Below are 24,801 nucleotides of genomic sequence, written 5' to 3'. Positions count from 1 at the left end.
CGGCCCCGGCCAAAATTGGCCGGGGCCGCCGAAACCAGAAGCGAGATCTACCCTCTTGCTGTCTACACTTCCTGTGCAGAACAAGAAGATACGCTAGCAAGAACGGGCACTGTTGGGATTGATCAATATTCTTTTCGTTGCCCCGTCGGACGCGTCCGACGGGGCAACGAAAAGAACTGGCCGCCATGGGGAATGCCAGCGCGGAAACGTAGGGCTGGCCTTCGAGATGATCTCGAAGGCCAGCCCAATACGGAACGATTCGACCAACGAGGACGAGAGCCGCCGAATTAGATGTCAGAGACGGCGGATCAGGATGCCGCCAAGGCACGTGATCTTGAATGATCCCTCGGCCTCGATCGTGGCGGCAGCGATCTCGGCTGCCCGGCTGACGGTCTCGGGGAAGGGGACGCCGCATTGGTCAGCCCACGCCGCGTAGGAAGCAAGGTAGGCGACGATTGGCGCGGGGTCGTTGATCTCGATGGTGCCGGGCAGTTCCCGGACCCGAATGTCCATGAACGCCGACCCAAGGTAGGCGTGGGCTTTCTCCAGGGAGAAGCGCGAGCCGAGTGAGACCCGCGCCGGTCCCTCGGGAATCCCGAGGACGTCTCCTGCAGCTCTGGCCCAGAGCTGGTCCAGCTCCTGCTTGTCGGTGTTGCTGTTGGTGGAGGCGATGAGTACACCGTCAGGCCGGAGGGCACGGGCCAGCTCCTTTCAGGATTCCGACAAAACGTCGGAATCCGGGTGTGTTCGATACGGGTAGCATCTGGTCAACATCTCGCCAGATACTGGGAGTTGGCGTATGAGAACACTGGTAGTGGGGTCGCGGGCCAGTCACCTGGCGCGGGCCCAGGTCAGGGAGTTTCTGGCGCCGCTGTGGGAGCGCTGCCCCGACGTGGCCTTCCGGCAGCGAGTGATCACGGAAGCCGGTGACCAGGACCGGAGGTCGGCTCTCAGGGATGTGTCGGAGCGCGGCGGCGGCTCAGCGTTCTCCGTGAACCAGGTGAACGCGCTGGTGTCCGGCGAGGTCGACGTGATCGTGCATTCGCTCAAGGACCTGCCGACCGCGAACCCGCCCGGCCTGATCCTGTTGCCCCCGCCTACTCGCGCGGACGTGCACGACGCGCTGTGCGGTTCGACGCTGGCCGGCCTCCCGCTCGGCGGAAGGATCGGCACGTCGGCGTCGCGCCGGATCGCCCAGCTGTTGCACGTTCGCCCGGACCTGGTACCGGTGGAGATCCGGGGGAACGTGCCGACCAGGCTCTGCAAGCTCAAGACACAGCAGTTGGACGCCGTGGTGCTGGCCGCTGCCGGGATCAAGCGGCTCGGCCGCGGCGAGGAGATCAGCGAGATCCTGCCGATCGAGCAGTTCCCCCCATCGCCCGGCCAGGGCGCGCTGGGCATCCAGATCAGGGAGGACAACGAGCTGGCCCGTCGGATCCTGGCCGGAACCGGCGACCCGGTGACGGACGCCGAGGTGCGGGCCGAGCGGGCGATGCTGGCCGAGCTCCACGGCGGGTGCTCGGTGCCGGTCGGTGCGCTCGGCAGGGCCGACGGCGAGATGCTGACGTTGCACGGGCAGGTCACCTCCGTGGACGGCAGGCGGCAAGTGGAGGCCAGCTTCTCCGGCCCGCTGTGCGAGCCGGAGAAGCTGGGCGTGCAGGTGGCCGACCTCCTGCTGGACCAAGGCGCGGAGGGCATCCTGGCGGAGGCCCGGATCGCCGCTTAGGCGCAAAGGCGGGCCAGGTCCAGGGCCGCGTAGGTGATGATCCGCTCGGCCCCGGCTCGCTTGAGCATGGTGAACAACTCCGCCAGCGGGCGGAGATCCCGCTTCCCGGTGGCCGGGTCGAGCGGCGCGAGGCGCGTGTACTCGCCGGAGACGGAGAACGGCATCAGCGGCGCCGAGGTGCGGCGCTTGAGCGCCGTGAGGATGTCCACCGACAGCATCCCGGGCTCCAGCAGCAGCATGTCCGCCCCTTCGCCGAGAAACGCGAGGCCGGTGTCCACGGCGCTCTCCGGGCTGCGGGGGCTGATCTGGAACGGGCGGCGGGCGCCGGAGGCGGGGGCGGCCCGCATGGTGGTGCGGTAGCCCTCGTAGAGGGCGGAGTCGAAGATCAGGTGCGGCATGGTCGCCACGTCGCGGTGACCGGCCTCGTCCAGAGCTTGGCGAACGGTCCAGGTCGTGCCCCGGGTCATCGCCGCAGGGCCGACGATGTCGGCGCCGGCCCTGGCCTGGATGACGGCCTGGGCGGCGGTCAGCGCGGCTGTCGCGCCGAGGTCGATCCGACCGTTCACGGGCAGGTGGCATTCGCCGGTGTCGGTGTGGCCGCACAGGCAGTTCTCGGTCATCACCGCCATGCCAGGCTCGGTGTCCTTGGCAGCGTGGATGGCCCGCACCATAAGGCTGTCCGGCGCGATGGCGCCCCCGGCCTGCTGATCGCGGTGCAGGCTGTTGGCGAACACCTTCACCGAGCGGATGCCGACAGCAGTCAGGTCCCGCACGGTCTGCGGGATCTCGGTGACGGTGACGGTCGGCATCGGCCGGTCGGCGTCCTCCCTGTCCTCGCGGACCAGCAGGACCATGCTCAAGTCGGCCGCCGTCAGCTCGGGGCCCTCCAGGAAGCTGCGGACGGCCGGGCGGCCGTGGAGCCGGGCGGTGGTGGAGTGGGCGGCGGCGTACTGGGTGGTGGTCATCTCGTCCTCTCGGTCCATGGCGCGTGGTGCCGGGCGGGTGTGCTGCACAGGAAGTCGGCGGGGTCGGCTTCTGGTACTTACGGGCGGGCAGCGCGGCTGCGGCAGTGGATGAGGGCGGGTTTGATGCGGGGATCGGGGGTGGGTTCGGCGGCGAGGAGTTCGCCAGCGGTGACGAGGGTGGCCCAGTAGGTGGCCGGGTCGCCGGTGGTGGGTCGGGGGTCGGCGGCGGTGAGGGAAAGGTAGGCGGTGGTGAGGTTGCCGGTGGTGAACCAGCGGGTGAGGCCGTGCTGATGGCCGGCGCGGATGCCGCCCATGGCGTCGATCGCGGCGAGGAAGAGGTCGATGACGGCGAGGTCGGTGGCGGTGAGGGCCTTGGGGACGTCGAAGACGCCGAGGGCTTCGAGGAGTTCGCCGGTGTCGTTCTCGGTACCGGGGCGGGGATCGGCGAGGAGGGCGTCGTAGCAGTCGTTGAGGCGGATGGTGGCCTCGGCAAGGGGGATGTCGAGGGCGAGGCAGACGGCGCGGGCGGCGGGGAGCGGTTCACCGGAGCGGCGGGCCAGGATCGCGTAGGTCTCGGCGGGGGTGTGGCCACGGTCGAGGGCGTGCCGGGCGAGGGTGGGGAGGGAAGGCAGCATCGGCGGGGGCGCTTTCAGGCGGCGAGGAGGGCGGGGGCGGGGGCGACCAGCGCCCAGACGAACTTGCCGATGCCACCGGCCCGGGGGCAGCAACCCCAACGTTCGGCCAGCTCGTTGACGAGGAACAGCCCGCGCCCGCACTCCTCGTCCAGGGAGGTGGAGCGAACGGTGGGCCGCCCGACCCCGGCGTCGTGGACTTCGAGGCGGAGAAGGTCGCCGCTGACGGCGAACCGGATCTCGATGAGACGGTCGTCGGGGGCGTCGGCGTGCTGGACGGCGTTGGCGAAGAGTTCGCCGAGGAGGAGTTCGGCGACGTCTCGGTAGCGGTCGCCGGTGGGCAGGGCACAGAGGTATGCGCGAATCAAGTACCGGGCCAGGGGCGTGGATTCGACGCAGGAGTCCAGGCGAGCGGCGAACGTGCGGGGGCGGTGGGCAGAGAGCATGGGGTCCTCGAAAGGGAGAGGAGGCAGCTGAAGGGCTGCCGCATCTGTCACGCTCGAATCGTCGGGCACTCTGACGGGACGTCATACCGTGTTTTCGGGACGTTCAGGACGTCTGGCTGCTAGACCTTGAAACGTCCCTAACGTGGAAGGTCGGTCGGTGAACAGCCCGCTCCGTGACGCAATGGCCCGTGCCAACATGACCTCGTCCAGGCTCGCGCGTGCGTGCGGGGTCGATCCCAAGACCGTCGACCGGTGGCTCGCGAACCCCTCGCGCGAGCCCCATGCTCGACATCGCTCAGCCGCCAGCCAGGCCCTTGGCGAGGAGGAAGCCGTGCTCTGGCCATCCGTACGGCAACTGGTGAAGTCAGGGCCAGATCGGGAGCTGGTGCAGATGTACCCGTACCGGTCGGCGGCGCCGGCTTCGCTGTGGCGTCAGTTGATAAGGGGGGCGACTCGGGAGATGACGTTCGCTGGGTACACCAACTACTTCCTGTGGCTGGAGCACGCGAACTTCGGCGGCCTGCTACGGCAGAAAGCGGAGGCTGGCGTCCAGGTTCGCTTCATTCTTGGTGAGCCCGGACATCCGGTCACCCTCCAGCGGGAGCTGGAGGAGGGCGTGCCGCTGAGCCTTTCGACCCGGATCGAGGTCACCCTGTCCGAGCTGGCCAAGCTGCGGGACACGCCGATCGAGGCGCGATACGAGACTGCACACGTCTCACTCAGCGTCTTCCGCTTCGATGACGACATGATCGTCACACCGCTGCTGCCGGGTAGGATCGGCCATGACGCTCCGATGATGCACCTCAGGCGGGCCCAGGACGACGGCGTGTTCGATCGCTTCGCGGGCCACATCGAGGACTTGTGGGCGAAGGGGCGGGATGTATCGGTCCCGGCAGCGGAGGTGGCGGATCGTGCCCAGGCGTGATTACGAGGACGACCCGAACGCCCCCAAGGCGAACTCGTTGGTCCCGGCCGCTTCCGTCGTCGTGGTCGACGGCGCGGGCCGCGTTCTGCTCCAGCGCCGGACCGACAACGGGATGTGGGCCCTGCCCGGCGGCAAGATGGACATCGGTGAGTCGCTCGCCGGCTGCGGTGTCCGCGAGACGCGCGAGGAGACCGGCATCGATATCGAGATCACCGGGATCGTCGGCACCTACACCGACCCCGGCCACGTCTTCGCCTACGACGATGGCGAGGTCCGCCAGGAGTTCTCGATCTGCCTCCTCGGACGCCCGCTTGGTGGGAAGTTGCGGGTGTCCGACGAGTCCCACGAGGTGGCGTGGTTCACCCCGGCCGAGACGGACGGGCTGCCGATGGTGTCGAACATCCGCAAGCGGCTGGCCGACTGGCGCTCCGGGGAAATCCCCGTGGTGCGCTAGCCATCTTCGGCCATACCGCTGGATCGCTTCGGGTGCCGTCAGGCAGACCTCACCGTCGTCTATCCCTCCCAGCTGCGGATTCCCCGAACGCTTGGCACTCCGCGTAGTTGATGTGCTACTTTCCGCATCATCAACAGAACATAGAAGACCCCGGCGGTGTTAGAGCACCCCGGGGTCTGGCACCAGGAGCAGCAACTCCCAATGCAGATTCATCGTAGCGCTCACGCGCGCTGTTTCACCGTACTTCCGAACGGCCTTCTCCAGGACCGTCGCCTCAGCTACACCGCCCGAGGCCTCCTGGCCGATCTCCTCTCCCGCCCCGACGGCTGGCGCGAGGACGGGCGGCACATGGCCGACAGCAGCCCGCAGGGGCGGGGCGCCGTTCGCCGGGCGCTCAACGAGCTCAAGGAAGCCGGGTACTACCGGGTCGAGACGGTCCGGCTGCCCGACGGCACGCTCCGTACCGATGTGCACGTGTACGACACTCCGCAGCGGCCGGAGTCACCGAGTGACCGGCCCTCGGACCCCGGTGAGCCCGAGACCGGTCCTCCTGACAGCCAAGTAGTAAAGAACCCGGGAGAAGTACCCAACCTCCCCGCCCAGTTGACGCGAGCGGACGAGCAGACCCGCAGGGCGGTGGCCGTGCTCTTCCGCGCGGTCCGGCCCGAACCCCGTCTGCGCCTCGGCGAGGCCGAGGCCCTGCAACTGGCGCCGCTCGTCGCCCAGTGGCTGGAACGCGGCAGTACCACGGCCGAGTTGACCGAGGCGCTGATCCCCGGTCTGCCTTCGCCCCTGCACTCGCCGGCCGGGATCCTCCGCGACCGCCTCCAACGCAAGATGCCGCCCGTGCCGTCGGCCCCGCCACCCCGGCCAGCCTCCTCCCCCGAGTGCGCCAGGTGCCACGACCCGGTGCCTCGCCCCGGCATCTGCCGCCCCTGTGCGGGCCTCGGCGCCAGAACCGTCGCGGTCGGCACCGGTGCGGCCGCCACCCCCGGCGGTGTCGCCCGCGCCCGCGCGGGGCTGCGCGGGCGCGGTCCCCTCACCGTGGCGCCCGGCTTCTGAGGCGGCGGATCACGTCGGAGGGCCCCGACGAACGGTGGTTCGTCGGGGCCCTCCACCGGCCGGTCCGTCGGTCAGCCGGTCAGACGCACTTGAGGTCGCGGTTGACCACGGCCATCCCGGCGACCTTGCCGCCGTCCATGGTGAACTCGTACTGCCAGCCCTGCTGACCGTCCACCGGGAACACGTACTTGCCGCTCTTGGCGAGCTGCAGGCCCTTGGCGCCGTAGGCCTGCTGCAGGGCCTCCAGGGTGGTGCCGGCGCCGATGCCCTCGGCCGTCCGCGCCTCGGCCGGGGCGACCAGCTCGCGCAGGCCGGCCGCGGCGAAGGAGACCCGGCCGGTGGCGAGGTACGCCTTCTCCTTGGTCTCCCGGGCCACCATCTGGTCGACCAGCGACTGTGTGGCGTCCGCGATCAGCTTGGCGTTGGCGGCCGAGTTCGCCGCCGCGGCGGCCGAGCCGGCGGCGGCGTCCGCAGCGCCCTTCGCGGAGGTGTTCGGCCCCACCGAGCCCGCCGGGGCGGGCGCCTTGCCGGTGGCCGCGTCCGCCTTGGCGTTGAGGTCCTTGTAGCGGGCCTCGGTGGCCGCCTCGGCCGTCATCCGGGCCTGGTCGGGTGCCGGGCCGCCCTTGTAGACGAAGTCGGTGCAGCCGTCGAGCAGCGAGACCGGCGCGGTCTCCAGCGCGCCGGTGGCCAGGCCCGCGTCCTTCGCCATGCCCGGCTTGAGGCCGCGGTAGCCGGCCGCCGCGAAGGCCTCCGGCCCCTTCGTCGTGGGCGCCGCGGAGGGCGCGCCCGTCTGGGCCGCCGCCGCGGTGTCGCCCTTCGCCGTGTCCTTCTTGTCGTCCGACGTGCAGGCCGCCGCCCCGGCGACCAGCAGTGCCACCGAGATGCCCACGCCCACCGCGCGGACCGAGGCTCGGTTCTTCCCCATGTCCTAAACCCCCACTTGATCGTTCGAGGGTCACCGTAGCGAACGCCCGCTCACGACCCACAATCCATTTCCGGAGCCGGGAACAGCCGGGCACGCGGAAGGGCCCGCGTCCGGCGGGGACGCGGGCCCTTCCGTGCGGCTGTCCGTCAGCGCATCGAGCCGGTGCGCAGCAGCGTGCGGATGACGCGCATCGCGACCGAGAGGCTGGACAGCTCGTAGTTGTCCGAACCCCTTATGTCGTCGAGGGTGCTCTTGGCGCGGTTCAGCAGGGTGCCGTTGAGCTCCGCCCAGGCGGTGTAGCGCTCCTCCGGGGTGGCGCCCTCGGGGCCGCAGGCCAGGATGTCGTTGGTCAGCGCCGCGTGCGCCGCGAAGAGGTCCTCGCGGATCGAGGCCCGGGCCATCGACGACCAGCGGTCGGTGCGGGGCAGTTCGATGATGCGGTCGAGCAGGTGCGAGATCTGGAGCCGGTCGCCCAGGTCGTAGTAGAGCTCGGCGACCTCGGCGACGTCCTTGCCGGAGCGGTCCGCGACCTCGGTGATGTCCAGGGTCGGGAAGACCGAGGAGAGGCCGGCGATCCGGGTGGCCAGCTCTTCCGGCACACCGGCCGAGGCGAGCTCGTTGTACACCGACTCGTACCAGGTCAGGTCCTCGCCGCGGAGCGGCTTGGGCAGCGAGCCCCAGACCTGGTTGACCCGGTCGTGGAAGAACTCGATGGTGCCGGCGATGTCGAGCGGCTGGCGGCGGTTGTTGAGCATCCACCGGGTGGCGCGCTCGACCAGGCGGCGCGAGTGCAGGCGCATCTTGGTCTGCACCCGGGCCGGGACCTGGTTGTCCAGGCCCTCGATCTCGCCCCAGATCGTCTCCAGGCCGAAGACGGCCCGCGCGGCGGTGTGCGTCCGGGCGATCTCCTCGTAGGTCGCGCCGGTCTCCTCCTTCAGGCGGAAGGCGAAGGTGCAGCCACCGCGGTTGATCGTGTCGTTGACGATCAGCGTGGTGATGATCTCGCGGCGCAGCGCGTGGCCGTCGATCGCGTCGGCGAACCGGGCCCGCAGCGCGCTGGGGAAGTAGTCGTGCAGCGCGGCGCGGAAGTACGGGTCGTCGGGGAGGTCGGTGGCGAGCAGCTCGTCGGCCAGGATGATCTTGGTGTAGGCGAGCAGCACGGACATCTCGGGCTGGGAGAGCCCGCGGCCGTTCTGCTGGCGCTCGCGGATCTGGCGGTCGGTGGGCAGGAACTCCAGCGCCCGGTCGAGGCGGCCGGCCGCCTCGAAGCGGTTGATCATCCGGGCGTGGACGTTGACCATGCTGTGCGCCTGGGCGACGGCGTTGGCCAGCACCACGTTCTGCGCGTAGTTGTTGCGCAGCACCAGGTGGCCGACCTCGTCGGTCATCTCGGCCAGCAGGACGTTGCGCTGCTTGACCGTCATGTCGCCCTCGGCGACGACCTGGTTGAGCAGGATCTTGATGTTGACCTCGTGGTCCGAGGTGTCCACACCGGCCGAGTTGTCGATCGCGTCGGTGTTGATCCAGCCGCCGGTGCCCTCCGGGCCGCCGGTGGCCGCGTACTCGATGCGGCCGAGCTGGGTGCAGCCGAGGTTGCCGCCCTCGCCGATGACCCGGGCCCGGACCTGCTCGCCGTTGACGCGGATCGCGTCGTTGGACTTGTCGCCGACCTCGGCGTTGGTCTCGGCGGAGGCCTTGACGTAGGTGCCGATGCCGCCGTTCCAGAACAGGTCGACGGGCGCCTGCAGGATCGCCTTCATCAGCTCGGCCGGGGTGAGCCGGCTCTCCGTGATGCCGAGGGCGGTCCGGACCTGCGAGGTCAGCTGGATCGACTTGGCGCTGCGCGGGAAGACCCCGCCGCCGGCGGAGATCAGCGACTTGTCGTAGTCGTCCCAGGAGCTGCGCGGCAGGTCGAACAGGCGGCGGCGCTCGGCGTACGAGGCGGCCGCCTCCGGGTTCGGGTCGAGGAAGATGTGGCGGTGGTCGAAGGCGGCGACCAGGCGGATGTGCTCGCTGAGCAGCATGCCGTTGCCGAAGACGTCGCCGGACATGTCGCCGATGCCGACGACGGTGAAGTCCTCGGACTGGGTGTCGACGCCGAGCTCGCGGAAGTTGCGCTTGACCGACTCCCAGGCGCCGCGGGCGGTGATGCCCATGCCCTTGTGGTCGTAGCCGGCCGAGCCGCCGGAGGCGAACGCGTCGCCCAGCCAGAAGCCGTACGACTCCGCGACGCCGTTGGCGATGTCGGAGAAGGTCGCGGTGCCCTTGTCGGCGGCGACGACGAGGTAGGTGTCGTCCTCGTCGTGGCGGACCACGTCGGCGGGGTGCACGACCTCGCCGCCGACCAGGTTGTCGGTGATGTCCAGCAGCGCCGAGATGAAGGTCTTGTACGAGGAGACGCCCTCGGCCAGCCAGGCGTCGCGGTCCACCGACGGGTCCGGCAGCTGCTTGGCGACGAAGCCGCCCTTGGCGCCGACCGGCACGATCACGGTGTTCTTGACCATCTGGGCCTTGACCAGGCCGAGGATCTCGGTGCGGAAGTCCTCGCGCCGGTCGGACCAGCGCAGACCGCCGCGGGCGACCTTGCCGAAGCGCAGGTGCACGCCCTCGACCTGCGGCGAGTAGACCCAGATCTCGAACGCCGGGCGCGGGGCCGGCAGGTCCGGGACGGCCTTCGGGTCGAACTTCATCGACACGTAGGAGTGCCACTCGCCGTCACCGGCGTGCTGGAAGAAGTTGGTCCGCAGGGTGGCCTTGATGAGGTTCAGGAAGGAGCGCAGGATGCGGTCCTCGTCCAGCGAGACGACCTCGTCGAGCGCGCCGGACAGCTCCTCCAGGATGCCCTCGGTCAGCTCCAGGGCGCCCGAGCGGTGGCTGGGGCTCAGCCGGGCCTCGAACAGGTTGACCAGCAGCCGGGTGGTGTGGGTGTTGTTGCGGAGCGCGTCCTCCATGTAGTCCTGGGAGAACGTGGAGCCCGCCTGGCGCAGGTACTTGGCGTACGCGCGGAGCATCATCGCCTGGCGCCAGGTCAGCCCGGCGGTCAGCACCAGCTCGTTGAAGCCGTCGTTCTCGGCCTTGCCGGTCCAGGTGGCGGCGAAGGTCTCCTGGAAGCGCTCGCGGGCCTCGTCGTTGAGCTCGGTGGCCTCGCGCAGCTTCAGGCCGAAGTCGTAGACCCACGCGGTGGTGGCGTCGGAGCGGCGCAGCGCGTACGGGTGCTCGTCGAGCACCTCGACGCCCAGGCGCTGGAGCACCGGCAGGACCTCGGTGAGCGAGATCGGGCCGCCGACCCGGTAGATCTTGAAGCGGCGCTCGTCGTCGCCGGCGCCGACCGGCTGGTACAGGTTCAGGCGGAAGTCGCCCTCGCCGTGCAGCGACTCGATCTGCTTGATGTCGGCGACGGCGGTGCGCGGCGGGAAGTCGGCGCGGTAGCCGTCGGGGAAGGCGTTGGCGTACTTGTGGCCGAGTTCGGCGGCCCGCTCCTCGCCCAGTTCGACGTGCAGCTGGTCGTGGAAGCCGTCCATCCAGAACCGGGCGGCCTCGGCCAGCCGGTTCTCGATCCGCTCGATGTCGGAGTCGCTGAGCCGCGGCAGCTCGGTGCCCGGGGCGACCCGGACCACGAAGTGCAGACGGGTCAGCACCGACTCGGTGGCGTACACCGTGTAGTCGATGGTGGCGCCGTTCAGCTCTTCCTTGAGGATGTCGGTGAGCAGCAGCCGGATCCGCGTGGTGTAGCGGTCGCGCGGCAGGTAGATGAACGCGGAGAAGTAGCGCCCGTACTCGTCCTGGCGCAGGAAGAGGCGCAGCTTACGGCGCTCCTGCAGGTAGAGCACGCTGGTGGCGATGGAGAGCAGCTCGGAGGCCGGGGTCTGGAAGATCTCGTCCCGCGGGAAGGTCTCCATGATCTGCAGCAGGTCGCGGCCGTCGTGGCTCTCGCCGGAGAAGCCGGACTCGTCCAGCACCGCCTGGACCTTGCGGCGCACGACCGGGATGCGGGTGACCGACTCGGTGTAGGCGGCGGAGGAGAACAGGCCGAGGAAGCGGCGCTCGCCGATCGGCTCGCCGGCGGCGTTGAACTTCTTCACGCCGACGTAGTCCAGGTAGGCCGGGCGGTGCACGGTGGCACGGCTGTTGGCCTTGGTGAGGACGAGCAGCTTCTTCTCGTGGGCCTTGGCGCGCACCGGGGCGGAGAGCCGGCCGAAGGCCTCGCTGACGGCGTGGTGGCGGTCGTCGTGGCTGTGCGGGTCGGAGCGCAGGATGCCCAGGCCCGTCCCGGCGACGGCCTTGAGGACCTCTTCGCCCTCGTGCTCGACCAGGTCGTACTCGCGGTAGCCGAGGAAGGTGAAGTGGTCGTCGGCGAGCCAGCGCATCAGCTCCCAGGCCTCGCCGACCTCCTGCTCGGGCAGGCCGGCCGGGGGCTGCTCGGCCAGCTCGTCGGCCAGGCGCAGGGCGCTCTCGCGCATCTTGCCCCAGTCCTCGACGACCTCGCGGACGTCGCCGAGCACGCGGCGCAGGTCGGACTCGATGGCGCGCAGGTCGTCGCGGTCGGTCTCGCGGTCGATCTCGATGTGCATCCACGACTCGACGGTCGCGTCGGCCGGCCACTCGGTGCCGGCGGCCTGGCTGCGGGAGCAGGCGTCGACGTCCAGGATCTCCAGCAGCTTGCCGGTGATGTCACGGCGGACGACCAGCTGGGGGTGGATCACGATGTGGATGCCGCGGTCCTGGCGGGACAGCTCGTTGGTGACGGAGTCGACCAGGAAGGACATGTCGTCGGTGACGACCTCGACGACCGTGTGGCCGCAGGACCAGCCGTTCTCCTCCACCGAGGGGGTGTGGACCCGCACCTCGGCGGTGCCCTGCGGGCGCTTGAGGCCCAGCCGGTAGTGGGAGGCCGCCGCCCCGTAGACGTCGACCGGGTCGCGGTCGACCAGGTCCTCGGGAGCGGTGTGGAGGTAGTAGTGGTGCAGGTACGCGGTCAGAGCGCCGTTGCTCAGACCTTCCCCGGGCGCCGCTCCCCCCACCTGGCTGTTCTCAGCGGCTGCGGCTGCCTTCTTGAGCAGTTCGGCCTTGGCTGCGTCCAGCTTGGTCTGCATGACTTCTTGGCTCCTGTCGCGCGCCGTTGCGTGACTCGGTGGTGGTGTGTGGATGTACACCGCCGGGTCAGCCGCAATCCTGCCGCACTATCCGACTGAAAGGGGCTCATGGCGCGCATGAAACGTCCTCCCAGTGGGTAGGACGACACGTTCGTCCTGCAAGCCACCCGACGACGCCAGCCAGCCTAACCGGATCAATCGAAGGTGCACAGGGACGGGGAGGCGCAAAGCTGCAGGATGTCGGGTCCGTCCTGGACAGCATGTCCAAACCGGAGGCTGATGTTCACTCTCAGCCCATGTGCGGGTATCGGTGGTGGATCGGCGGCACGAAGGTCTCCTTGATCGAGCGCGCCGAGGTCCAGCGCAGGAGGTTCTGGGCGGCGCCGGCCTTGTCGTTGGTGCCCGAGGCCCGGCCCCCGCCGAAGGGCTGCTGGCCGACCACGGCACCGGTCGGTTTGTCGTTGATGTAGAAGTTCCCGGCGGTGAAGCGCAGCTCCTCCACGGCCTGGGCGATGGCGTAACGATCCTGCGCGATCACCGCGCCGGTCAGCCCGTACGGGGCGCCGCCGTCGACCCGGCGCAGCACGTCGTCCCAGCGGGAGTCCTCGTAGACGTGGACGGCGAGGATCGGGCCGAAGTACTCGGTCCGGAAGATCTCGCCCCGGTGGTCGGAGGAGACCAGGACGGTGGGCCGGACGAACCAGCCGATCGCGTCGTCGTACTGGCCGCCGGCCGCCAGCTCGATCGTCGGGTCCGCCTTGGCCCGCTCGATGGCGTCCCGGTTCTTCTCGAAGGCGCGCCGGTCGATCAGGGCGCCCATGAAGTTGGACAGGTCGGTCACGTCGCCCACCGCGAGCGCGTCCACCTCGGCCAGGAAGTCGTCCTTGATCCGCTGCCAGAGGCTGCGCGGCAGGTAGGCGCGGGAGAGCGCGGAGCACTTCTGGCCCTGGTACTCGAAGGCGCCGCGGATCAGCGCGGTCCGCAGGATCTCCGGATCGGCGGAGCGGTGCGCCAGCAGGAAGTCCTTGCCGCCGGTCTCACCGACGATCCTCGGGTACGTGCGGTAGCCGCCGATGTTGGCGCCGATGCTCTGCCACAGCGACTGGAAGGTGGCGGTGGAGCCGGTGAAGTGCAGCCCGGCGAGGGCCGGGTCGGCCAGCGCGACCGCGGAGACCTGCAGGCCGTCGCCGGTCACCAGGTTGATCACCCCGGGCGGCAGACCGGCCGCCTCCAGCAGCCGCATCAGGTGGTGGGCGGCCAGGGTCTGGGTCGGCGCGGGCTTCCAGACCACGGTGTTGCCCATCAGCGCGGGGGCGGTGGGCAGGTTGCCCGCGATCGCGGTGAAGTTGAACGGGGTGATCGCGTAGACGAAACCTTCCAGCGGACGGTGGTCGGTGCGGTTCCACACGCCGGGCGAGGAGATCGGCTGATCCGCCAGGATCTGCCGGGCGAACCCGACGTTGAACCGCCAGAAGTCGATCAGCTCGCAGGCCGAGTCGATCTCGGCCTGCTGCGCGGTCTTGGACTGGCCGAGCATGGTGGCCGCGTTGAGCGTCTCCCGCCAGGGCCCGGCCAGCAGGTCGGCGGCGCGCAGGAAGACCGCCGCGCGGTCGTCGAAGGAGAGCGAGCGCCACTGCCGGCCGGCGGCCAGCGCCGCGTCCACCGCCGCGCGGGCGTCCTCCCGGGTGGCGTTGCCGAGCACGCCCAGCTTGGCCGCGTGGTGGTGCGGCTGGACGACCTCGATCCGCTCCCCGCCGCCGAAGCGCTGCTCACCGCCGATGGTCATCGGCAGCGGGACCTGCTCGGCCGCCAGCTCGTCCAGCCGCCGGACCAGCCGGTCCCGCTCCGGGCTGCCCGGCGCGTACGCCCGCACCGGCTCGTTGACCGGGGTCGGCACCTCGGTGACTGCGTCGATGGGCATGGCGGCTCCGTCCGGCTGGCTGATCGGGTGACGGGCCCTACCCGACCCACGGGACGGGCCCTGGTCCAGCCTGACCAGCGGCGGCCCGATCCGCCCGCTCAGACACGCGGACGGCGGACGTGGCGCCCGCCACTGCGGGCCGTCGTCCGGGTCGCCGTTCGGCCCGCTCCGGAAGCTCGCTCAGCCGGTCAGCCGGCCAGCCGGCCCGCCAGCTCGACCGCCTCGGCCAGGCTGTCCACCACCGGGACGCCGACCGGCTCCAGCTTCTCCCGGGTGTGCGAGCCGCCGGTGTACAGCACCGCGTGCGCGCCCACGCTGAGCGCCGCCAGGGCGTCGTCCGCGGCGTCGCCGATCAGGACCGTACGGGCCGGGTCCACCTGCTCGCCGAGCGCGGCCAGGTGGCGGACCAGGTGCTCCGCCTTCTGCCCGCCGGCCGGGCCGCTACGGCCGTCCACCCGCAGGAAGTGGCCGGTCAGACCGAAGGTGTCGACCAGCGGCACCAGCTTCTCGTGCACGTACAGCGACAGCAGCGACTGGCTGTGCCCGGCCGCCCGCCAGCCGTCCATCAGCTCGCGCGCGCCCTCGGTCAGCCCGCAGGCCTCGCTCAGCTCGCGGTAGCGGTCGTGGAAGGCCTCGTCCAGCTTCAGCCACTCCTCCTGGGAGGGCGCGCGGCCCAGCAGCCGCTGGTAGAACCGCGGGATCGGGATCTCGTACTGCTCGCGGTACTCCCGCAGGCTCATCGGCCCGACGCCGATGGTCTCGAAAGCGGCGTTGCTCGCCCCGAGCACCGCTTCCATGTCGTGGAAGAGAGTGCCGTTCCAGTCCCAAACGATGTGAGTGCGCACGGGGGACAACGGTAACGCCGGGCGTCGGCGGACCGGTAGGGCGGAGCTCACGCGGGGGCCCCGCCCGGGGCCGAGCTCGGGCGCCGCGCTCAGGCGCCGCGCTCGGGCGCCGCGCTCAGGCGAGCAGCGAGGGGATCTCCTGGGTCGCGAACCAGAGCAGGTCGTGGTCCTCGGCGCCGTCCACGGTGAACTGGGCGTCCTGGTCGCCCGCGTCGGCCGCGGCCACCGCCGCCACCGCTGCCGCGACGTCCGTGACCACCTCGTCGTCGGCCACGTCGGCGTGCACCGCGGCCGCCTTGGCCAGCCGCACCGGGCCGGCCAGCACCACCCGGCCGAGCGAGGCCTGGTCCTGGTACTCGTCGCCCGGGAAGGGCCGTACGGACGCGTCGGCCACGTCCAGCGCCACCACGACCCGGCGGCGCGGGGCGTCCGGGTCGGCGGCCAGCAGCCGCAGGGAGGACTGGGCGGCCCGGTTCAGCGCCGCGTACTCCAGCTCCTCGAGGTCGTCGCTGACGTACCACTCGCGCAGCGCGGGCGTCACGGCGTACGCCGCGGACTGGTCCAGGGCACCGCCCTCGTGCGCCGCCGCCAGGCCGGACAGGGTGGTGGGCAGGTACACGCGCATCGGTGGCACTCTCCGGTTCGGTCCAGCGGTCCCGGTCCAGCGGAACGGATTCCCCAGCGCCCCAAGAATAAGCGCCGCGGGGCTCCCGTGATCACCTCCGGTCCGGGATCCCGACCGATCACCGGGCGGCCCGCAGCGCCTCCCGGCTGGTGCGCAGGGCGCTCTCCAGGACGGCGCCGCGGCGGGCCGGGTCCATCATGTTCGGGCCCGCCACCGCGAGGTCGGCCAGGGTCGGCGCGAGCAGCCGCACCCGGACGCCCTCGGCCCGCAGCAGCGCGGCCTCGCGCAGCAGCTGCCGGGTGACGGCACGGCGGTAGCGGCTGACCAGCTGGGCCAGCACGCCGCGCGGGCGGTCCCGGGCGCGCCACTCGCGCAGCGCGGCCAGGGTGTCGCGCCCGCGGTCGAGCGGCCCGGAACCCTCGCGCCCGGAACCCTCGGCACGCCCGGCCCCCTCGGCGCGCCCGGGCCGCTCGGGCCTGGGGTCCAGCCGCAGGGCCATCGGGGCCAGCACGTACACCTCGTCCAGGCCGCGGCCGAGCAGCAGGTCGGCGTTGGTGGCCGACCAGCAGCCGCCGTCCACGTACGCCGAGCCGTCCAGGCGCACCGGCGCGAACCAGCCGGGGATCGCGCAGGAGGCCATCACCGCGTCGGCGACCGGGACCGCCGGGGCGTCCGGGTCGCCGAAGACCACCCGGTGGCCGCTGCGGTAGTCCACGGCGGCCACCCGCAGCGCCGCGCCCGGGACCGTACTCGCCGCCGGGCCCACCGCCTCCGAGTCCGCGCCCGGGCCCCCCGCCTCCGAGTCCGCGCCCGGGCCCACCGCGTCCGCGGCCGCGTCCGGGGCCGGCCAGCCGCCCGGGCCGAGCAGGCCGCGCACCAGTTCGCCGACCGGCGCCAGCGAGCCCCGGCCGTGCGGCGCCATCGCCGAGACCATGGTCAGCAGCGGGTACTCGCGCGGGTGCCGGACGGCGTCGCGCAGCAGGCCGGGCGAGCCGATGCCGGCCCGGGGACGGGGCGGCAGCGCGCCGCCGACGGCGGTGTCGTAGTCGAAGACCACCCCGGCCAGCGGGCCTTCGGTGATCGGCAGGCCCCGCTGGTGGTCGCGCAGCTGCTCGGGGCGCACGCCGCCGGACAGCAGCGCGGCGAGGATGGCGCCGGCCGAGGTTCCGAGCAGGAGGTCGGCGTCGCCCGGCGGCTGCCCGGTGGCCTCCTCGACGGCGCACAGCGCACCGACCGTCCAGGCCGCGCCGAGCATCCCGCCGCCGCCCAGCACCAGGCCCCGCCGGGGTGCGCCCCCGGTGGGCGGGGCGGTGCCCGCGGCCACCGGGGCCGGCACCGTTGCTGCTACCCGTGTCGTCATACCGGCCGCCCGTCGTCGTGGGGGCGGCTGTCCCGCTCCCCGCGGTTCCCGGTCAGGCTCCGATGGTGCGCGCCGGTCCGGGGCGTCGCAACGCGGCGGCGCCGCGCCGCCCCCCGGTGCGGCCCGGCCGGAACGTCCCCTTTCGAGCCGTACGGGGCGCTCCGCCACGTCAACCGAGCGCCTCGGGACCGCCTCACCGGCCCTTCGCCGCACTGGCCCGTTCACCCGGATAGGTGACACCGGAGCCCGGCTCGGGGCGCCCCGGAAAGCCGTTGCCGCCGCACCTGGGGCACCACCAGCCTGGACCCGTCCGTACCCGCACCACCCCGTCGAGGAGCCGTCGTGACCGCCCACCTCCCCGCCCGCCTCCCCGCCCGCCTCCCCGCCCGTCCGCACCGCCGCCCGCGCACCGTCGACGGCGGCTGCGACCCGGCCGGACGCCGTCCCCGGCACCCCCGCGCCGCTTGCGCCGGCGACCCCGGGCACGACCCCCGCGCGCTGGCCTCCCGGTTCGCCCACCAGCTGGTCGAGGTGCTCACCGGCGCCCGGCCCTCCGGTCAGCTGATGCGGCACACCAGCCTGGACGGCTACGGGCAGCTCGCCTCGCTGGTGCGGATCGGCGCGCTGCGCCGCGGCGGGGCCGCCGACCGGCCCCGGCTCGGCCCGGTCCACGACCGCTCGCCCTCGCCCGACGCGGTCGAGGCCTGCGTCCGGGTCGACCTCGGCCGGCGGCACCACATGGTCGCCTTCCGGCTGGAGCAGCGCGGCCCGGCCGGGCAGTGGCAGTGCACCGCCGTGGAGGCCCGATGACGGCGCACGGCCGCACGGCGGCCCGGGGAACGGCGGCCCGGGGAACGGCGGCCCGGGGAACGGCGCAGGGCGCCACCCCCGTACGGGAGCGGCGCCCTGCTCGGCGTCCTGCCTGCGGTCCCACGGCCACCGGCCGGGCGGCCGGTCCGGCCCTTGCGACCAGTCCAGCCCTTGCGGCCGGTTCAGGCCCTGCGACCGGTTCAGCCCTTGCGGCGGCGGCCCTTGGCCGACTTGGCGGCCTTGCGGCGCTCGGCGCGGGTCATCCCGTCGCCCTCGTCCTCCGGCGCTAGGTCCTCGAAGTCGCCCTCGACCACACCGCCGCCGACCTCCTCCGAGGGGGCCGTGTAGTGCAGCCGCTGCGGCTTCGGGGCCTCCAGGCCCTTGGCCTTGATCTCGGGGCGGGCGGCGTCCTTCTCCAGCTTGTCGAGCACCACCTGGGCGTCCTCGACCGGGACCTCCTCGACCTGCTGCTCGACCTGGACCTCCAGGTTGAACAGGTAGCCGACGGACTCCTCCTTGATGCCCTCCATCATCGCGGTGAACATGTCGAAGCCCTCGCGCTGGTACTCGACCAGCGGGTCGCGCTGCGCCATGGCCCGCAGGCCGATGCCCTCCTGGAGGTAGTCCATCTCGTAGAGGTGCTCGCGCCAGCGGCGGTCCAGCACCGACAGCACGACCCGGCGCTCAAGCTCGCGCATGATCTCCGCACCGAGCTGGTCCTCGCGGGCGCCGTACTGCGCCTGGATGTCCTCCTGGACGACCTTGACCAGGAACTCGGAGGTCAGGCCGGCCGAACCGCCGGCCTCCTCCTCCAGGTCCTCCAGGTCCAGGGTGACCGGGTAGAGCTGCTTGAGCGCGGTCCAGAGCTTGTCCAGGTCCCAGTCGTCCTCGAAGCCCTCGCCGGTGGCCGCCTTGACGTAGGCCTCGACGGTGTCGTCCATGAAGTGGCCGACCTGCTCCTGCAGGTCCTCGCCCTCCAGCACGCGGCGGCGCTCACCGTAGATGACCTCGCGCTGGCGGTTGAGCACCTCGTCGTACTTGAGGACGTTCTTGCGGATCTCGAAGTTCTGCTGCTCGACCTGGGTCTGCGCGGAGGCGATCGCCCGGGTGACCATCTTGGACTCGATCGGCACGTCCTCGGGCACGTTGGCCATCGAGAGCACGCGCTCGACCATGCCGGCCTTGAACAGGCGCATCAGGTCGTCGCCCAGCGACAGGTAGAAGCGGGACTCGCCCGGGTCGCCCTGACGGCCGGAGCGGCCGCGCAGCTGGTTGTCGATCCGGCGGGACTCGTGCCGCTCGGTGCCGAGGACGTAGAGGCCGCCGGCCTCCTTGACCTCGTCCTGCTCGGCCTTGACCGAGGCCTTGGCCTTCTCCAGCGCGGCCGGGAAGGCGGCCTCGTACTCGTCCGGGGTGTCGGTCGGGGTGATCCCGCGCTGCGCCAGCTCGGCGGCGGCCAGGTGGTCGGCGTTGCCGCCCAGCATGATGTCGGTGCCGCGGCCGGCCATGTTGGTGGCGACGGTGACGGCGCCCTTGCGGCCCGCCTGCGCGACGATCTGCGCCTCGCGCTCGTGGTGCTTGGCGTTCAGCACCTCGTGCGGGATGCCGCGCTTGCGCAGCTCCTGCGACAGGTACTCGGACTTCTCGACCGACACGGTGCCGACCAGCACCGGCTGGCCCTTCTCGTGCTTCTCGGCGATGTCCTCGACCACGGCGGCGAACTTGGCCGGCTCCGACTTGTAGATCAGGTCGGGCTGGTCGATGCGCAGCGGCGACTTGTTGGTCGGGATCGGCACCACGCCGAGCTTGTAGATCTGGTGGAACTCGGCGGCCTCGGTGGTGCCGGTACCGGTCATGCCCGCGAGCTTGTCGTACAGGCGGAAGAAGTTCTGCAGGGTGATGGTGGCCAGGGTCTGGTTCTCGTTCTGGACCTCCACCCCCTCCTTGGCCTCGATCGCCTGGTGCATGCCCTCGTTGTAGCGGCGGCCGGCCAGGATGCGGCCGGTGTGCTCGTCGACGATCATGACTTCGCCGTTCATGACGACGTAGTCCTTGTCCGCCTTGTACAGCTCCTTGGCCTTGATGGCGTTGTTCAGGAAGCCGACCAGCGGGGTGTTCACCGACTCGTAGAGGTTGTCGATGCCCAGGTAGTCCTCGACCCGGGTGACGCCCTCCTCCAGGATGCCGACGGTGCGCTTCTTCTCGTCGACCTCGTAGTCGCGGTCGATCTTCAGGCGCTGCACCAGCTTGGCGAAGTCGGCGTACCACTTGGTCGCCTGGTCGGCCGGGCCGGAGATGATCAGCGGGGTACGGGCCTCGTCGATGAGGATCGAGTCGACCTCGTCGACGACCGCGTAGTTGTGGCCGCGCTGGACGAGCTCGTCCTTCGACCAGGCCATGTTGTCGCGCAGGTAGTCGAAGCCGAACTCGTTGTTGGTGCCGTACGTGATGTCCATCGCGTACTGCTGCTTGCGCTCGGCGGGCGTCATGTTGCCCAGGATCACGCCGACCTCGAGGCCGAGGAAGCGGTGCACCCGGCCCATCCACTCCGAGTCGCGCTCGGCGAGGTAGTCGTTGACGGTGATCAGGTGGACGCCCTTGCCGGTCAGCGCGTTCAGGTACGTCGGCAGGGTGCCGACGAGGGTCTTGCCCTCACCGGTGCGCATCTCGGCGACGTACCCGTAGTGCAGCGCCGCACCGCCCATGAGCTGCACGTCGTAGTGCCGCTGCCCGAGCACCCGCTTGGCGGCCTCACGGACGGTGGCGAACGCCTCGGGGAGGATGTCGTCCAGGCTCTCGCCGTCCGCGAGCCGCTGCTTGTACTCGTCGGTCAGTGCGCGCAGCTCGGCGTCGGTGAGGTTGACGAAGTCCTCTTCGATGGAGTTGACCTGGGCAGCAATCCGCTGCAGCTTGCGAAGGATCTTGCCCTCGCCGGCGCGCAGGATCTTGTCGAAGACGGACACTTGAGCGGGCTCCTTGCCTGTATTGGCACTGGACGACTGCACGGGGGGTCCACCCCACCGCACGGGCCATCGTATGCGAGGAGTCCAATGCCCCGGGAGGTGCGTCAGCACGGTATTCCCGTGTCACCCGCGCGAGCACATGGCCCGATAGCACCGTCCACCGGGACAAAACGGTCGGCGGGCAAGGTAATCGGGCGGATAATCGGATGCCCGCCCTCCTTATCGGGCGGAATAATCCGTGCATGGACGAACCCCGCACCGAACCGGCCACCCTCACCACCGAGCGCCTGGTCCTGCGCGCCCCGCGGGAGTCGGACGTCGACGCCGTGTTCACCGCCTGCCAGGACGCGGAGATCCAGCGCTGGACGGTGGTTCCCTCCCCCTACCGGCGTGAGGACGCGGAGTACTTCGTGCGCGATCTCGCCTTCAACGGCTGGCTCACCGGCGCGAACCGGGTCTGGTGCGTGTTCGAGCGCGAATCCGGCGCCCTGGTGGGCGCCCAGGGACTCGTCCTGCGCGACCACGACCCGCGCTGCGCCGAGATCGGCTGGTGGGCCGTGAAGGAGTTCCGCGGCCGCGGCTACACGACCGAGGCCGCCCGGGCCGTCTCCCACTACGGCCTGCGCGAGCTCGGCCTGCGCCGCCTGGAGTGGCAGGCCTACGTCGGCAACGCGGGCTCCCGTGCGATCGCCGAGAAGGTCGGCTACCGCTTCGAGGGCACCCTGCGCTCCTACGCCGAGCAGCGCGGCGTCTTCCACGACGCCTGGGTCGGCTCCCTGTTGGCCTCCGACCTGGACTGACCCGGACCGACCCGGCCTGGCCCAAACTGACCCGGACCGACCCGGCCTGCCCCGGGCCGCCCCCGGCCTGCCCCGGGCCGCCCCGGCCGCCCGCAGCCTCCGTCGGCGTCCCCGCCCGTTGTCGGTGCCCGGAGTTAGGCTCCCCGGCATGACCGCCGCAGCCCCGCACAGCGCCCCCGTCACCGTCCTGAGCGCCGACGAAGCCCGCCGGATCGCCCTGCGCGCCCAGGGGCTGCTCGGCGCGCCCGACCGCCGGCCCGGGGTGCGCGGGGTGCTGCGGCACCTCGGCGCCGTCCAGCTGGACACCATCTCGGTGCTCGCCCGCTCGCACGAGCTGGTCCCGTACGCCCGCCTCGGCGCGGTCGGCCGCCCGGCCGTCGAGGCGGCCTACTGGGGCGGCGGCACGAGCTTCGAGTACTGGTCGCACGCGGCCTGCGTCCTGCCGGTCGAGGAGTGGCCGCTGTTCGCCTTCCGGCGCCGCCGCTACCGCGACCGCGGGCACCTCTGGGGCCACCAGGTCACGCCCGAGGCCTACCGGCTGGTGCTGGACAAGCTGCGCGCCGAGGGGCCGTTGACCTCCACCGAGCTGGGCGGCGCCAAGAAGACCGCGGAGTGGTGGGACTGGTCCGACACCAAGATCGCGGTCGAGCGGGCGCTGGCCTTCGGCGACGTGGTCTGCACCGAGCGCCGGAGCTGGAAGCGCGTCTACGCGCTGGCCGAACAGGCCATCCCGGACGCGCTGTTCGGGCAGGAGCGGTCGGACGAGGAGTGCGTGCGCACCCTGGTCGCCCAGGCCGGCGCCGCGCTCGGCGTGGCCACCCGGGCCGACCTGCAGGACTACCACCGGCTGCGCGCCGAGCAGTTGGACCGGGCACTGCCGGACAGCGGGCTCGTCCCGGTCGAGGTGGCCGACTGGGGCCCGGACGGCACCGCGGCCCTGGCCTGGGCCGACCCGGCCGCCCTCACCACCGCCCCGCGCGGCCGCCACCGCACCACGCTGCTCTCGCCGTTCGACTCGCTGGTCTGGGACCGCCCGCGCACCGAGCGGATCTTCGGCATGACGCACCGGCTGGAGGCCTACACCCCCAAGCACAAGCGGGTGCACGGCTACTTCGCGATGCCGCTGCTGACCGGCGGCCGGCTGGTCGGCCGGGTCGACCCGGCCCGCGAGGGCCGCACCCTGGTCGCCCGGCAGCTCTCGCTGGACTCCGCGAAGCACGTCGAGGCGCTGGCGACGGCGCTGCGCGAGGCCGCCTCCTGGGTCGGCTGCGACACCGTACGGGTCGAGGCGCTGCACGACGAACGGCTGCGCCCGGCCCTGGAGAAGCTGCTGGCGGACTGAGGCCGCCAAAGGACCGAAGCCGCCCGGCGTGCCGGGCGGCCCGTCCGGCTCAGCCTATTTCGAGGATCTTCTCCCGCATCGCGTACACCACCGCCTCCATCCTGGAATGCAGTTGGAGCTTCTCCAGGATGTTGCGCACGTGGTTCTTCACGGTGTTCTCGCTGATGAACAGCTCCTTGGCGATCTCCCGGTTGTTCATCCCGGTCGCCACCAGCTTGAGCACCTCCAGCTCCCGGTCGGTGAGCCGGGGCGCGGGCACCAGGTCCCGGTCGTCGGAGCGGCGCTGGATCATCGACTTGAACTCGGTGAGCAGCTTGGAGGCCATCGAGGGGCTGATCTGCGACTGCCCGTCGGCGACCGCCCGGATCGCGGTGGCGACCTCGTCGGTGGAGATCTCCTTGAGCAGGTAGCCGGTGGCCCCCGCCTTGATCGCCTCGTAGAGGTCGGCCTCCTCGTCGCTTATCGTCAGCATGATGATCTTGGTACTGGGCGCCACGTCCTTGATCGCCGTGCAGGCCTCGATCCCGCTGCGCCTGGGCATCCGGACGTCCATCAGGATGATGTCGGGCAGCAGGTCGGCGGCCTTCAGCACGGCCTCGGCGCCGTCCCCCGCCTCGCCGACGACCTTGATGTCCGGCTCCTCGGCGAGGACGATCTCCAGCCCCCGCCGGAACAGGGCGTGGTCGTCCACCACCAGCACACGGATCGGCTCACCCCGGTGCGGCGCGTACGCGGGTTCCTCCTCCGGCCCCAACGGCAGCCCGGATCCAGCCGCGGGCCCCAGCCCGAAGTGATCCCCCATCCGCTCCTCCCCCTTCGCGGGTCGTCGTGCGCCAATCATTCCACGCCCGGCCGTCGCCAAGGTCACCCTCCGGCGCCGATTCCCCCGCATCGGGTGACCCCCGCCCCGACAGCGCCCCCACACCGCCCCCACACCGCCCCGGCACGCCCCTGTCACCCGCACCGACAGCCGCGCCGGCACCCGGCCGCGTCCGAACCACCCGGCCCCGGAACGCCGGTGACCCCGGCGGCCGCGGCCACCGGGGTCACCCCTCCATCACTCACTGCTCGGACGGTCAGTCCTCGTCGTCGACCCCGCCGATCGCTCCGCCCGCGCCACTGCCCGACCCGGCCTGCAGGTCTGTCTGCAGGTGGATGACACCGTAGTGGTAGCCGTGTCGGCGGTAGACGACGCTGGGCAGGCCGCTGTCCTTCTCCACGAAGAGGTAGAAGTCGTGGCCGACCAGCTCCATCTCGTAGAGCGCCTGGTCGAGCGCCATCGGGGCGGCCGGGTGCGTCTTCTCCCGGACCACCAGCGGGCCTTCGCCCTCCACTTCCAGGGATCCCATCATGGTCTTGCGGACGGCGCCGTTCGTCCCGGCCTCCGGCGGCGTGGTGGCGGGCAGCGCGGCCAGGGCCGCGGTCGCCTCTGCGACGCTGATGGGGGTGCGGCCGTTCGCGCCGCCCTTGTGCACCCGGCGCCGGTCTGCGGACTTGCGCAGCTGCGCGTCGAGCTTCGCCGAAGCCAGGTCGAGCGCCGCGTACGGGTCGCCGGCGGCGGCTTCGGCCCGGATCACCGGCCCGCGGGTACGGAGAGTGATCTCCACCCGCTCGGACCGGTCGGCCTGCCGCGGGTTGTGCTCCTTGGACACCTCGACGTCGAGGCTGATCACCTTGCCGTCGAACTTCTGGACCTTCTCCAGCTTCTCGGCCACGTGCTCGCGGAACCTCTTGGGCACCTCGGTCTTGCGGCCCTTGACGACGATGTCCACGCAGAACTCCGATCCCTCGTGCTGACGCCGATCCGGGTGCTACCGGACCGGACTGAGACCCAGCTGGACCAGCCCATCCACTGCCGGCCGCCCGCCCCCCGCCACCGGCGGGAAACGACTGGCCCTCACCTCACT

The 24,801-nt window shown here is 71.5% G+C and carries 20 protein-coding genes; 7 read left to right on the top strand and 13 right to left on the bottom strand.

Features of this window, described 5'->3' with window-relative positions:
- Positions 1-294: 294 nt before the first annotated feature.
- Positions 295-513, bottom strand: coding sequence for a hypothetical protein (locus tag IE332_RS39410; RefSeq protein ID WP_189926454.1), 219 nt, complete (start codon positions 511-513; stop codon positions 295-297).
- A 286-nt stretch (positions 514-799) separates the two neighbouring features.
- On the opposite strand from IE332_RS39410, the gene hemC reads away from it, so the two are divergent.
- Entirely contained in the window at positions 800-1,726 is a 927-nt protein-coding gene (hemC, locus tag IE332_RS39405) for a hydroxymethylbilane synthase (protein ID WP_189926452.1), read from the top strand.
- On the opposite strand, the gene IE332_RS39400 is transcribed toward hemC, so the two are convergent.
- From IE332_RS39400 to IE332_RS39390, 3 genes are all read right to left on the bottom strand, one after another.
- Positions 1,723-2,691: a porphobilinogen synthase gene (locus IE332_RS39400; RefSeq protein ID WP_189926451.1), complete on the bottom strand. Its 969-nt coding sequence runs from the start codon at positions 2,689-2,691 to the stop codon at positions 1,723-1,725. The two genes, hemC and IE332_RS39400, sit on opposite strands and share 4 nt — an antisense overlap.
- 77 nt (positions 2,692-2,768) lie before the next feature.
- The gene (locus IE332_RS42140) at positions 2,769-3,326 is read right to left on the bottom strand and encodes a hypothetical protein (protein WP_189926449.1); all 558 of its coding nucleotides are present in this window, start codon (positions 3,324-3,326) and stop codon (positions 2,769-2,771) included.
- A 14-nt stretch (positions 3,327-3,340) separates the two neighbouring features.
- Positions 3,341-3,769, bottom strand: coding sequence for an ATP-binding protein (locus IE332_RS39390; RefSeq protein ID WP_189926447.1), 429 nt, complete (start codon positions 3,767-3,769; stop codon positions 3,341-3,343).
- Positions 3,770-3,926: 157 nt separating this feature from the next.
- On the opposite strand from IE332_RS39390, the gene IE332_RS39385 reads away from it, so the two are divergent.
- The 3 genes from IE332_RS39385 (at position 3,927) to IE332_RS39375 (ending at position 6,210) form a co-directional block, all read left to right on the top strand.
- Entirely contained in the window at positions 3,927-4,694 is a 768-nt protein-coding gene (locus IE332_RS39385) for a helix-turn-helix domain-containing protein (RefSeq protein ID WP_189926445.1), read from the top strand.
- Positions 4,681-5,148: an NUDIX hydrolase gene (locus IE332_RS39380; RefSeq protein ID WP_189926443.1), complete on the top strand. Its 468-nt coding sequence runs from the start codon at positions 4,681-4,683 to the stop codon at positions 5,146-5,148. Before IE332_RS39385 ends, IE332_RS39380 begins: the two co-directional genes overlap by 14 nt.
- Before the next feature lie 348 nt (positions 5,149-5,496).
- On the top strand, positions 5,497-6,210 hold the full coding sequence (locus tag IE332_RS39375; protein WP_229929288.1) for a hypothetical protein: 714 nt from the start codon (positions 5,497-5,499) through the stop codon (positions 6,208-6,210).
- 79 nt (positions 6,211-6,289) lie between these two features.
- Here the strand turns inward: IE332_RS39375 and IE332_RS39370 are convergent, their stop codons facing one another.
- From IE332_RS39370 to IE332_RS39345, 6 genes are all read right to left on the bottom strand, one after another.
- The gene (locus IE332_RS39370; protein WP_229929287.1) at positions 6,290-7,135 is read right to left on the bottom strand and encodes a hypothetical protein; all 846 of its coding nucleotides are present in this window, start codon (positions 7,133-7,135) and stop codon (positions 6,290-6,292) included.
- A gap of 146 nt (positions 7,136-7,281) precedes the next feature.
- A complete protein-coding gene (locus IE332_RS39365; protein ID WP_189926439.1) occupies positions 7,282-12,228 on the bottom strand; it encodes an NAD-glutamate dehydrogenase in 4,947 nt (1,648 codons plus the stop codon).
- Positions 12,229-12,517: 289 nt separating this feature from the next.
- Entirely contained in the window at positions 12,518-14,143 is a 1,626-nt protein-coding gene (pruA, locus tag IE332_RS39360; protein ID WP_189926462.1) for an L-glutamate gamma-semialdehyde dehydrogenase, read from the bottom strand.
- Positions 14,144-14,337: 194 nt separating this feature from the next.
- On the bottom strand, positions 14,338-14,994 hold the full coding sequence (locus tag IE332_RS39355) for an HAD family hydrolase (protein ID WP_268256669.1): 657 nt from the start codon (positions 14,992-14,994) through the stop codon (positions 14,338-14,340).
- Between the two features lie 115 nt (positions 14,995-15,109).
- Entirely contained in the window at positions 15,110-15,619 is a 510-nt protein-coding gene (locus IE332_RS39350; RefSeq protein WP_189926437.1) for a DUF6912 family protein, read from the bottom strand.
- 118 nt (positions 15,620-15,737) lie between these two features.
- Entirely contained in the window at positions 15,738-16,979 is a 1,242-nt protein-coding gene (locus IE332_RS39345; protein ID WP_189926435.1) for a patatin-like phospholipase family protein, read from the bottom strand.
- 342 nt (positions 16,980-17,321) lie between these two features.
- Between IE332_RS39345 and IE332_RS39340 the strand changes: the two genes are divergently transcribed.
- Positions 17,322-17,789 carry an Rv3235 family protein gene (locus tag IE332_RS39340; protein ID WP_189926433.1) on the top strand — a complete coding sequence of 156 codons (468 nt, stop codon included), beginning with the start codon at positions 17,322-17,324 and terminating at the stop codon, positions 17,787-17,789.
- A gap of 200 nt (positions 17,790-17,989) precedes the next feature.
- Here the strand turns inward: IE332_RS39340 and secA are convergent, their stop codons facing one another.
- A complete protein-coding gene (gene secA / locus IE332_RS39335) occupies positions 17,990-20,752 on the bottom strand; it encodes a preprotein translocase subunit SecA (RefSeq protein WP_189926431.1) in 2,763 nt (920 codons plus the stop codon).
- Positions 20,753-20,994: 242 nt separating this feature from the next.
- Between secA and IE332_RS39330 the strand changes: the two genes are divergently transcribed.
- Positions 20,995-21,552: a GNAT family N-acetyltransferase gene (locus IE332_RS39330; protein WP_189926423.1), complete on the top strand. Its 558-nt coding sequence runs from the start codon at positions 20,995-20,997 to the stop codon at positions 21,550-21,552.
- Positions 21,553-21,700: 148 nt separating this feature from the next.
- A complete protein-coding gene (locus IE332_RS39325) occupies positions 21,701-22,894 on the top strand; it encodes a winged helix-turn-helix domain-containing protein (protein ID WP_189926421.1) in 1,194 nt (397 codons plus the stop codon).
- A gap of 49 nt (positions 22,895-22,943) precedes the next feature.
- On the opposite strand, the gene IE332_RS39320 is transcribed toward IE332_RS39325, so the two are convergent.
- Positions 22,944-23,696 carry a response regulator gene (locus IE332_RS39320; protein ID WP_229929286.1) on the bottom strand — a complete coding sequence of 251 codons (753 nt, stop codon included), beginning with the start codon at positions 23,694-23,696 and terminating at the stop codon, positions 22,944-22,946.
- 274 nt (positions 23,697-23,970) lie between these two features.
- On the bottom strand, positions 23,971-24,666 hold the full coding sequence (gene hpf / locus IE332_RS39315; RefSeq protein WP_189926418.1) for a ribosome hibernation-promoting factor, HPF/YfiA family: 696 nt from the start codon (positions 24,664-24,666) through the stop codon (positions 23,971-23,973).
- Positions 24,667-24,801 lie beyond the last annotated feature (135 nt).

This window comes from Kitasatospora xanthocidica, from assembly GCF_014656195.1.
GTDB lineage: Bacteria > Actinomycetota > Actinomycetes > Streptomycetales > Streptomycetaceae > Kitasatospora > Kitasatospora xanthocidica.
This window is presented reverse-complemented; position numbering and strand designations above follow the sequence as displayed.

Excerpts from the sequence above, each read along its gene's own strand:
- IE332_RS39400 (WP_189926451.1), bottom strand. The coding sequence starts at position 2,691 with ATGACCACCACCCAGTACGCCGCCGCCCACTCCACCACCGCCCGGCTC.
- IE332_RS39350 (WP_189926437.1), bottom strand. The coding sequence starts at position 15,619 with ATGCGCGTGTACCTGCCCACCACCCTGTCCGGCCTGGCGGCGGCGCAC.
- IE332_RS39390 (WP_189926447.1), bottom strand. The coding sequence starts at position 3,769 with ATGCTCTCTGCCCACCGCCCCCGCACGTTCGCCGCTCGCCTGGACTCC.
- IE332_RS39365 (WP_189926439.1), bottom strand. The coding sequence starts at position 12,228 with ATGCAGACCAAGCTGGACGCAGCCAAGGCCGAACTGCTCAAGAAGGCA.
- IE332_RS39345 (WP_189926435.1), bottom strand. The coding sequence starts at position 16,979 with ATGACGACACGGGTAGCAGCAACGGTGCCGGCCCCGGTGGCCGCGGGC.
- IE332_RS42140 (WP_189926449.1), bottom strand. The coding sequence starts at position 3,326 with ATGCTGCCTTCCCTCCCCACCCTCGCCCGGCACGCCCTCGACCGTGGC.
- IE332_RS39410 (WP_189926454.1), bottom strand. The coding sequence starts at position 513 with ATGGACATTCGGGTCCGGGAACTGCCCGGCACCATCGAGATCAACGAC.
- IE332_RS39370 (WP_229929287.1), bottom strand. The coding sequence starts at position 7,135 with ATGGGGAAGAACCGAGCCTCGGTCCGCGCGGTGGGCGTGGGCATCTCG.
- IE332_RS39320 (WP_229929286.1), bottom strand. The coding sequence starts at position 23,696 with ATGGGGGATCACTTCGGGCTGGGGCCCGCGGCTGGATCCGGGCTGCCG.
- IE332_RS39330 (WP_189926423.1), top strand. The coding sequence starts at position 20,995 with ATGGACGAACCCCGCACCGAACCGGCCACCCTCACCACCGAGCGCCTG.
- IE332_RS39375 (WP_229929288.1), top strand. The coding sequence starts at position 5,497 with ATGGCCGACAGCAGCCCGCAGGGGCGGGGCGCCGTTCGCCGGGCGCTC.
- hemC (WP_189926452.1), top strand. The coding sequence starts at position 800 with ATGAGAACACTGGTAGTGGGGTCGCGGGCCAGTCACCTGGCGCGGGCC.
- IE332_RS39325 (WP_189926421.1), top strand. The coding sequence starts at position 21,701 with ATGACCGCCGCAGCCCCGCACAGCGCCCCCGTCACCGTCCTGAGCGCC.